10 protein-coding genes are annotated in these 8,893 nt (G+C 61.1%); 6 read left to right on the top strand and 4 right to left on the bottom strand.

Annotated elements, in window-relative coordinates; translation table 11 throughout:
* Positions 1 to 211: 211 nt before the first annotated feature.
* The 4 genes from OJ996_RS25485 to OJ996_RS25475 all read right to left on the bottom strand — a co-directional run bounded on the left by OJ996_RS25485 (position 212) and on the right by OJ996_RS25475 (position 2,227).
* The gene (locus OJ996_RS25485) at positions 212 to 340 is read right to left on the bottom strand and encodes a hypothetical protein (RefSeq protein WP_264516587.1); all 129 of its coding nucleotides are present in this window, start codon (positions 338 to 340) and stop codon (positions 212 to 214) included.
* A gap of 262 nt (positions 341 to 602) precedes the next feature.
* The gene (locus OJ996_RS26650) at positions 603 to 1,151 is read right to left on the bottom strand and encodes a YbbD-related protein (RefSeq protein ID WP_486624556.1); all 549 of its coding nucleotides are present in this window, start codon (positions 1,149 to 1,151) and stop codon (positions 603 to 605) included.
* Positions 1,152 to 1,289: 138 nt separating this feature from the next.
* Positions 1,290 to 1,778, bottom strand: coding sequence for a hypothetical protein (locus OJ996_RS25480; RefSeq protein ID WP_264516586.1), 489 nt, complete (start codon positions 1,776 to 1,778; stop codon positions 1,290 to 1,292).
* Entirely contained in the window at positions 1,775 to 2,227 is a 453-nt protein-coding gene (locus OJ996_RS25475) for a hypothetical protein (protein ID WP_264516585.1), read from the bottom strand. Before OJ996_RS25475 ends, OJ996_RS25480 begins: the two co-directional genes overlap by 4 nt.
* Positions 2,228 to 2,736: 509 nt before the next feature.
* Here OJ996_RS25475 and OJ996_RS25470 point away from each other — a divergent pair.
* The 6 genes from OJ996_RS25470 to OJ996_RS25445 all read left to right on the top strand — a co-directional run bounded on the left by OJ996_RS25470 (position 2,737) and on the right by OJ996_RS25445 (position 8,878).
* Entirely contained in the window at positions 2,737 to 2,949 is a 213-nt protein-coding gene (locus tag OJ996_RS25470; RefSeq protein ID WP_264516584.1) for a hypothetical protein, read from the top strand.
* A 25-nt stretch (positions 2,950 to 2,974) separates the two neighbouring features.
* Positions 2,975 to 3,385, top strand: a complete 411-nt coding sequence (locus OJ996_RS25465) for a hypothetical protein (RefSeq protein ID WP_264516583.1) — start codon at positions 2,975 to 2,977, stop codon at positions 3,383 to 3,385.
* Between the two features lie 304 nt (positions 3,386 to 3,689).
* Positions 3,690 to 3,911, top strand: coding sequence for a hypothetical protein (locus OJ996_RS25460; RefSeq protein WP_264516582.1), 222 nt, complete (start codon positions 3,690 to 3,692; stop codon positions 3,909 to 3,911).
* Between the two features lie 513 nt (positions 3,912 to 4,424).
* On the top strand, positions 4,425 to 5,858 hold the full coding sequence (locus OJ996_RS25455) for a sulfatase (RefSeq protein ID WP_264516581.1): 1,434 nt from the start codon (positions 4,425 to 4,427) through the stop codon (positions 5,856 to 5,858).
* A 5-nt stretch (positions 5,859 to 5,863) separates the two neighbouring features.
* Positions 5,864 to 7,267, top strand: a complete 1,404-nt coding sequence (locus OJ996_RS25450; RefSeq protein ID WP_264516580.1) for a sulfatase — start codon at positions 5,864 to 5,866, stop codon at positions 7,265 to 7,267.
* Between the two features lie 6 nt (positions 7,268 to 7,273).
* Positions 7,274 to 8,878, top strand: coding sequence for a sulfatase family protein (locus OJ996_RS25445; protein ID WP_264516579.1), 1,605 nt, complete (start codon positions 7,274 to 7,276; stop codon positions 8,876 to 8,878).
* The last annotated feature ends 15 nt before the right edge of the window (positions 8,879 to 8,893 follow it).

Genomic DNA, 8,893 nt, shown 5'->3' with positions numbered 1-8,893 from the left:
AATTCCCTCCACATGAACCGGGCCGAACAAGCAAAGGTGTCATTTCCCGTTACGCCTATCTTCGATCCCATTTCTCGGTCAACCGAGAGATAGAACAATTTACGTCACAACGTTATCCCAAATCACCAAAAACCCTTCCACTTGTCCGATTCACACCCGTAAACCTGGGCAAAATCAGACATGATACTATTTCTTCGAATTAACGTGACTTTCATTTTGGATACGTAGTGTATGCTCGATCCATCAGTCTTGGTCGACCAACCAACTGCAGCACCGGCACCACCGCGTCGCGCAGCGCTTGAGTCGCGGTCATCGCCTTGTTGGTAATCGCATCCTTCATGATGTCTCACAGCTGCTCGCATGGATTGAGTTCGGGGACTGTAGGACGGCAGGTTGACGATCCTCACCCGCTCCGGCAGCCGTGGATCGCCGGCGCGTAGGTTGAAGCCAGCCCGGTCGTGGATTGTCCCGGATTTGGAGGCGCCAGGTCTTCATGATGGTTCCGGGACCCAGTCGAGGTTGACCTCAGGGAACTGACAGAAGAGGACTTGCCCGCCGAGCAGGTCGAATTCTCGGAGAAGCAGAAGGGCCTGATCGATTATCTAGTGGAGTAATCCGTGGGGGTTCGAGTCCCCCCTCGAGCACCACTCTCTTTCAGAAGAGAATGAACTAGGGAGCCCCGCAAAGGCTCCCTCCTTCGTGCCCGGGTTGAGGCGCATGGTAGCGGAAGGACTCGTCCTTCCGGCCAGGCGAATCCCCGGAAATCTCGCCATCCCCGACTCCCTCTCGCGTCCAGACCTAGCGCCGCGCTCGATCCCCCGACCGAGGCGCAGATGAAAACGACACCGGTTCTTCTCGCCCTCGATCCGGAAGATCCAGTCCTGATAAACGAAGGCTACGGATCCACCCTCGTCCTGTGACGGCTCCCTCCTGAGATGGGTCACGAATCCCTCGTAGTCAGATCGATCAAAAGCAAAGGTCCCGCTCGAAATATTGGAGTCGGGATCGTTGCGCATCGCGATGTCACGACTCGATGCAGGGATGATCTCCGGCAGCCATCCTCGCGCAAAAGGCTTGTCAGCCTCGGCGTCGGCGCGCGTCGCATAATCGAGTGACACGGACTCATCGCAGCCCGTGACCCAGCATGCCATCGCGATGAGCAATATCGCACGTCGAAGGATCATCTCAGATGTAACGTCCATATCTCTACCACGGATGTCCGCCTCGGAAAACCGAATCGGCATCACGCCATTGATTCGCCCCCCGGCCTTCTGCTTCCTCCACCCGAACTATCGAGAGATCCCGGCATTAACTGCCCTAGCGCTCGCCCTCATCCTCGCCCGCCAGAGCAGCAGGCCGACCCATGCGAGCGCAACGGCGAGCAGCAGGAGCCAGTGGGGCAGGAAGATGATCCACCAGTTACTGGGCCGCGCGAACATGGTCAGAACAATGGATTCGTGCATCGTGTCTAGCGACCCGTCGTGGGGATGGCTTGCCAATTTGGGATCGCCACCGCGGGTAAAGAGAGGCCGAGGAAAGGGAAAGGAGGAAAACTCTTGGTTATTGCGGTAAATATCTCTGCGGGACATTTTAAGTCCGCTCATCCCAAGGCCAGGAGAAAATAGAAGTCCTGCTGTGCCCTCCAGCATCTGGACCTCGCCGATTCTCGTTCTCGCAACGCTTCTTACTCGTTGTGAATCCCACCATGCCCAACAGATGAACCCCATCACGAGGATGCCGAACCAGAAGGTAACGGAGCGGTGCAGCCCGAGCTTCATGCCTGCGGGATTCTCCGATGGCGGCGGACTCTCCATGCTAACAGCGCAAACCACGGGATCGCCACGACGAGGAGGATCAACCAGTGGGGGAGATTGAGAATCCGGTAGACCCCTCCGCGCGCGCCGCTGAGCATGATCCGGACTCGTTCGCCGGAGTGCGGTATGGACGAAACCGACCCGCTGATATCGGGCTCATCGCTGATGAACTCGAGCTTCGTGAAGGCCGGACGAGGCAAGTCGGACGGAGCAATATCACGACGCCCGGACCAAGGACTCATATTGACCTGATAGAGGGCCAGAGAGACAGCACCGGCTGCGTTTGATCCGGAGAAATGCCGTGTCGTGTACCACGAGTCATGCCGGTAGGAATCCCACCACGCCCAACCGAAGAAACCCATCACAAGAATGCCCGACCAGAAGGCAATCGATCGGTGGAGGGCGAGCCGCACCCCGGAGTCATGGCAGCAGACCGGGAAAAAGAAAGCGCCAAGTCATCATCAACCGATCCCACGCATCATCTGAGAACCGGTTGGCTACGGCACCCGAAAGACACGGACCACAAGCCAGAACGGCTTCGAAGAAACAGTCTGGAAGGACCCAAAATAGAAGCTCCCTCCATCGACACCCACGCAGCCTCATCCGTGTAATCCGTCAAATCCGTACCATCCGTCGTCAATGCCGGGGTCCAAGGAGCCTTGCCACTCAGGCATGAATCCTCACCCATATCGGCTCGGGACAACCCTCCTCCACACCATGCGTTATGCCATGTTCCCACTTGCGTGCTGCAAAGTCCGGAAATCTTCGGCTGCCAGCGGCACTCCGGGGATCAGGCGATAATACCCGTGTCCGCCGCCTTTCATTCGTGCCGATCCCCTTTTATTCGTGGTTTCCAGCGCGTTTCTCAGGTCCCAGAAATCCATCCCTCCGCTTGGCATCTTCCTTGCGAAAACAGAAGTTCATGACCTCGGACCTTCCTCCTGATCCCGCCTCGGACTTGCCTGTCTCCGGAAATCCGCAGCCAGCTTCCTCCTCTTCTTTGGAAGGCGCCTGCCACCAGCTCGATCGCTGCTGCGCCCAAGCCATCCGGCGCAATCCCTGCGCCGTCGTGGCCGCCGCCTTCGGCACCGGTATCCTGCTAGGCCTCGTCTCGGGTGCCTGCGGACGACGCTAACCCTTTCCTAACAGACTAGCTCGCCATGAACCATCTTAGCCCCCAACTCTCGCTTCCCTATGTCATCGAGCTTCTAGAGCTCGGCATGGTCCGCGAAGCCTTGTCGCTCATCCAGAAGCTTCCCCCGGACGTTCGGGAGAGCTCACCCGGACGGCGGGCGGAACTCCAAGCCACCACATCGCTCGGGCTGTGGCAGCGTGCCTTGAAGCTCGCATGGAGCCTGCGCTTGGGCAGCACGAACGATCGAAACGCGGCGGCCCATGCTTTCCAGACACTCTCCGCCGAAGCCTTCAAGCGGGGCAAGGAAATGGAAGCGTTGAAACTCGCCAATGCTTCCCTGCAAGCACGGCCCGAGCAGATCGATGACTTCGTTCTCGATGAACGCTTTCCGGAAAGATTCCGGGCCCGCTTCGGGCTGAAGTTCCAGCCCTTCTGAAATCATTCCGACCCTTCGGAACGCATGCTAACCCATCTCAGAAATCACTGGTTGGACCTGCTCCTCCTTCTGAGCGCGCTCACGGGATTGGCTTGGTTCCTCCTCCAAACCTGAATCGATCCCCCATCTCCTCCCGTTTCCCTCACCCGTAATCCCGCGCAGGATTACCCCGGCGTGATCCCCTACTTTAGGGGGTTACGTCCGATTTTGGGTGTTATAGACTGCCGTGATCTACGTAAGTTTGTTGCGGGCGCTGGCCGAAGTCCCGCAACCAGCTAGGAATTCTCCAGCGAATTTTCAGCCGATGCCGATCACCGAAGAACAACGCCAGACGATCGTCAGTTCCGCCAGCAGCGTGCTCGCGGCATCGGGAGCAACTGAAGTTTCCCTGCTGGAAGGCCTGCCCGATGGAAAGCGCCTCCACATTTCGGTCTCGGTCCTACCGCCCATCGATGAATCGAGCACCGGTGCGCTTCTCATGAAGCCAGAGCACTATCTACAGGCGAACGGCACAGGGGAGGCCTGAACGGCAGGCGCGGCTCGAGGTGTCGGACGACACAGGTCCAACCGTTCGCCGCCTGTTCCAACAACTTTTGCGCCCGTCTGCGCCTCTTTGCGACCGGGCCAGCGAGCCTTCCCTCCGTAGCGAGAGCACTTTGTGCTTCCGGCTTTTCGCGTGGCCGCCGGGCTCGCCGTGGAGCTCTTGTTCGGCCTCCCCAGCTAGAACAACCAAGTCTCCTTCTTCTGGAACTCTCTGCTCGAGGAGAACACCCCGACTCTACGGAAAATAACGATGGAGACTCACGCGCAACCGACCGGCCGAGTCTGCGGATTTCAATGTTTACAAAGTTTAGCACTTTAATTAGTTCACCGCCGTCAGCGGCTTCCGCCGCTTGCGTCGCCACCGACTCCCACCCGGGGAGGAAGGCCTTGTTCCGCCAGCCGACTACGGCACCGGTCACGCTTCCCGAAAGTCATTCGGGCAATTCCGCAACCAAATCGGAGCCCGGCAGTTAAAATCTCTACAAAATACTCTACAATGAAGATCACCCGCTACCTTCTCGCCACGCTCTTCCTGCCATGGGCGATGGCTGAGGCCGCCTCGGAGCGCCCCAACATCATCTTCATCCTGGCCGACGATCTGGGTTACACCGACGTCTCCACCTACGGCAGCAAGTTCTACGAAACGCCGAACATCGACCGCCTCGCGGCCGAGGGCCTGAAGTTCACCAACGGCTACACCAATGGCCCGAATTGCCAGCCCACCCGCGCCGCCCTGCTCAGCGGCCAATACGGCCCCCGCACCGGAGTCTACACCGTCGGCAATATCGACCGCTTCAACTGGCGCAGCCAAGCGCTGAAGCCGGTGGACAACGTGGCCACTCTGCCCTTGGAAAAGGTGACCATCGCGCAGTCGCTCAAGGCCGCCGGCTACGCCACCGGACTCTTCGGCAAGTGGCATCTCGGCAATCAACCCGCGGCCCATCCCTCCAAGCGCGGTTTCGATGAAGCCATCGTCTCGAACGGCAAGCACTTCAACTTCGTCACCGATCCGAAGGTCTCTTATCCCGAGGGCACTTACCTTGCCGACTTCCTCACCGACAAAGCCGTCGACTTCATCGAACGCCATAAGGACGGCCCCTTCTTCCTCTACGTGCCGCACTTCGGGGTCCACTCCCCCTATCAAGCGAAGCCCGAGCTCACGGAGAAGTTCAAGGCGAAGGCCGCCGCAGGAGGTCACAAGGATCCCGTCTATGCCGCCATGCTCGCCAGCGTGGATGAAAGCGTCGGCCGCATCACCGCGAAGCTCGATCAACTCGGCATCGCGGAGAATACCCTGGTGATCTTCTCCAGCGACAACGGCGGCGTGGGCGGCTATCAACGTGAAGGCATCCAGGCCAAGGACACCACCGACAATGCCCCATTGAAAGGCGGCAAGGGCACTCTGAGCGAAGGCGGCATCCGCGTCCCCTACGTCTTCCGCTGGAAAGGCACCATTCCTGCCGGGGCCGTGTCCAAGCAAGCGATTGCATCGATCGATCTCTATCCCACCAGCCTCGAACTCGCTTCCGCCAAAAAGCCGGAGAGTTACGTGCTGGATGGTGTGAGCTACGCCGCGCACCTCAAGGACCCGGGCAAAACCTTGGTCGAGCGCGACGCGCTCTTCTGGCACTTCCCCGGCTATCTCGGCGCGGGCAACAATACCTGGCGCACCAAGCCGGTGAGCGTGGTGCGCAGCGGCCAGTGGAAGCTGATCCAGAACCTCGAAGACCGCTCGCTGCAGCTCTACGACCTCGAGGCGGATCTCGGCGAGAAGAACAACCTCGCCAGCACCCAGCCGGAGAAAGCCCAAGAGCTTCTCGCGAAGCTGGACGCATGGCGCGAGTCGATCAAGGCACCGCTGCCAACCAAAAACGACTCTCAGGACACCGCCAACCAGGGCGGCAAGAAGAAGCGCAAGCGCAACAAGTGATCGCCATGAAAGGACCTCTTCTTTCCCTGCTGCTTCTCCTCACACCCTTCCTCCACGCGGAGGAGACCCGGAAGCCGAACATCCTGATCATTGCCTCGGATGACCTGAACCACTGGATCGGTTACACCGGGCGCAACAAGCAGACCAAGACCCCGCATATCGACCGGCTCTCCGCCCGCGGCACGAGCTTCTCGAATGCCCACGCCACCGTGCCGGTGTGCAATGGCTCGCGCGCCAGCTTGCTCTCCGGCGTTCGCCCCTACACCTCCGGTGTCTATGGGAACGGCGATGACTGGCGGAAGGTCATCCCTCCCGAGAAGACCCTCATCTCCGTTCTCCGGCAGGCGGGCTATACCACGCTCGGCTCGGGCAAGCTCTATCACGGCGGCTACGACCGGAAATCGGAGTGGGATGACTACCTGCAAAACGAAGGCCCGCGCGGCCCGGAGCCAGCAGGCAGCAAGGGCGTCGGCGGCATCCGCTTCGGCGTGATCGATGCCGATGACTCGGAGCTGAGCGATCACCGCATTGTCGATTACGGCATCCAGCAGTTGCAGAAGAAGCACGACAAGCCCTTCCTCTTGACCGTCGGCCTGCACAAGCCGCACATGCCGTGGTTCGTGCCGAAGAAGTACTTCGACCTCCATCCGCTGGAGTCGATCGAACTGCCGCCGATCAAGGAGAACGATCTGGCGGATGTGCCTGCCGCAGGCGTCGGTTTCGCCCGGCCGAAGGGTGATCACAAGCAGATCCTCGATTCGGGTCGCTGGAAGGAAGCCGTGCAGGCCTACCTCGCCGCGGTCTCGTATGCGGATGCGGAGATCGGCCGCCTTCTCACCGCCCTCGATGCCTCGGAGCATCGCGACAATACCATCGTGATCCTCCTCGGCGATCACGGCTGGCACTTCGGGGAGAAGGAGCACTGGCGGAAGTTCGCCCTCTGGGAAGAGGCCACCCGCGCACCCTACATCTGGGTCGTCCCCGGTGTAACGAAGCCCGGCACCATCAGCACCCGGCCGGTCGACTTCAGCAGCCTCTACCCCACCCTCACGGATCTGGCTGGCATCTCGAAGCCCGCTCACGTGGAGGGCGAGAGCATCCGCAAGCTGCTGGAAGATCCCGCGGCGGAATGGAAGGGCCACGCACTCAGCACCTGGCTGCAAGGCAATCACTCGATCCGCACCGAGCACTGGCGCTACACCCGCTATGCCGATGGCTCGGAGGAGCTCTACGACCACCGCAAGGATCCCTACGAGTGGACCAACCTCGCGGGCGACGCGAGTCTCACGCCGGTGAAGCGCGAGCTGGCAGGATTGTTACCCGCGAAGAATGTCCCCGGCCTCACCAAGGGCGATGGTTGGCGGGACTCCGGCCAAGGCAAGGGTCGTAAGAAACGTGCTACCGAATAAATTCTGATGAAGCTCCTGCTCCGCATCGCCGCCTTCATCGGCCTGAGCACTCTCGCCCGCTCGGCGGAGCGGCCGAATATCCTCTTCATCTTCGCCGATGACTGGGGGCGCTACGCGAGCATCTACCATCGCCACAGCCAGCCCGGCACACCCTTGCATGCGCTGAACGAAATCGTGCGCACGCCTGCCTTCGACTCGGTGGCGGAGCGCGGGGTGCTCTTCCGGAATGCGCATGTGAATGCCCCCTCCTGCACGCCCTGCCGCAGCTCGCTACTATCCGGCCAATACTTCTGGCGCACCCGGCGCGGTGCGATCCTCTCCGGCGCGCAATGGAATCCTGCCATTCCCTCCTATCCCCTTCTTCTCCGCGATTCCGGCTACGACATCGGCAAAAGCCACAAGGTCTGGAGCCCCGGCAATCCTTCCGACGCTCCCTTCGGCGGCCAGCGCTACGCCTACGAGCAAGCCGGCACCCGCTTCAACCGCTTCTCCCACCAGGTCACCCGCCTCACTAGAAATGGCAAGTCCGTCGACGACGCAAAACGCGAGATCTACGCCGAAGTCCGCGCCAACTTCCGCCGCTTCCTCACCGAACGCGATCCCGCCAAGCCCTTCCACTACTGGTTCGGCCCCACCAACACCCACCGCCAGTGGCAGCAAGGCAGCGGCAAGACCCTCTGGGCAATCAACCCGGACAGCCTGAAAGGCAAAGTCCCGCCCTTCCTCCCGGACGTCCCCGAGATCCGCGAGGACCTCGCCGACTACCTCGGCGAGGTCGCCGCCCTCGACGGCGCCATCGCCATTCTGTTAGAAGAACTGGAGAAAACCGGCCAACGCGACAACACCCTCATCGCCATCAGCGGCGATCACGGCGCCCCCGGCTTCCCGAACGGGAAGTGCAATCTCTACACCTTCGGCACCGGCGTCAGCCTCGCCATCGCCGGCCCCGGCGTGAAGGGCGGCCGTGTCGTCGATGACTTCGTCAACCTCACCGATCTCGCCCCCACCTTCCTCGAAGCCGCCTCGGTGCCGGTCCCCGATGTCGTCACCGGCCGTAGTCTCTGGCCGGTTCTGAAATCCGACAAGTCCGGCCAGACCGATCCCGCGCGCACCTGGGTCGTTACCGGTCGCGAACGTCACGTGGACAGCGCCCGCGAAGGCTTCCTCCCCTATCCCCAGCGTGCCATCCACTCCGGCCACTTCCTCTACATCATCAACTTCAAGCCCGACCGCTATCCCCTCGGCGACTACGCCATCCTCAATCAAAAGGACAACGGCCTGAGCTACCAGAAGATCCGCCAGGACACCCGCGCCGTGATCGCCGATCTCGACGCCGGTCCCACCAAGGCATGGCTCGTCACCCACCGCGATACCGATCTCGCGAAACCCTTCTTCGAGAAAGCCTTCGCCCCACGCCCCCGCGAGGAACTCTACGATCTCTCGAAGGACCCCTACGAAACCAACAACGTCGCCACCGACCCCGCCTACGCCGACATCCGCTCGCAGCTCGAATCCAAGCTCATCGCCGAACTCAAGCGCAGCGGCGACCCGCGCCTCGAAAACGACGGCGCCTACTTCGAGAACCCGCCGCTCTCCGGCCCCGCCCGCTGACACTCACCGATCACG

The organism is Luteolibacter rhizosphaerae (assembly GCF_025950095.1).
Taxonomy (GTDB): domain Bacteria; phylum Verrucomicrobiota; class Verrucomicrobiia; order Verrucomicrobiales; family Akkermansiaceae; genus Haloferula; species Haloferula rhizosphaerae.
Note: the sequence above shows the minus strand (reverse complement) of the source record. Positions and strands in the feature narration are given on the sequence as shown.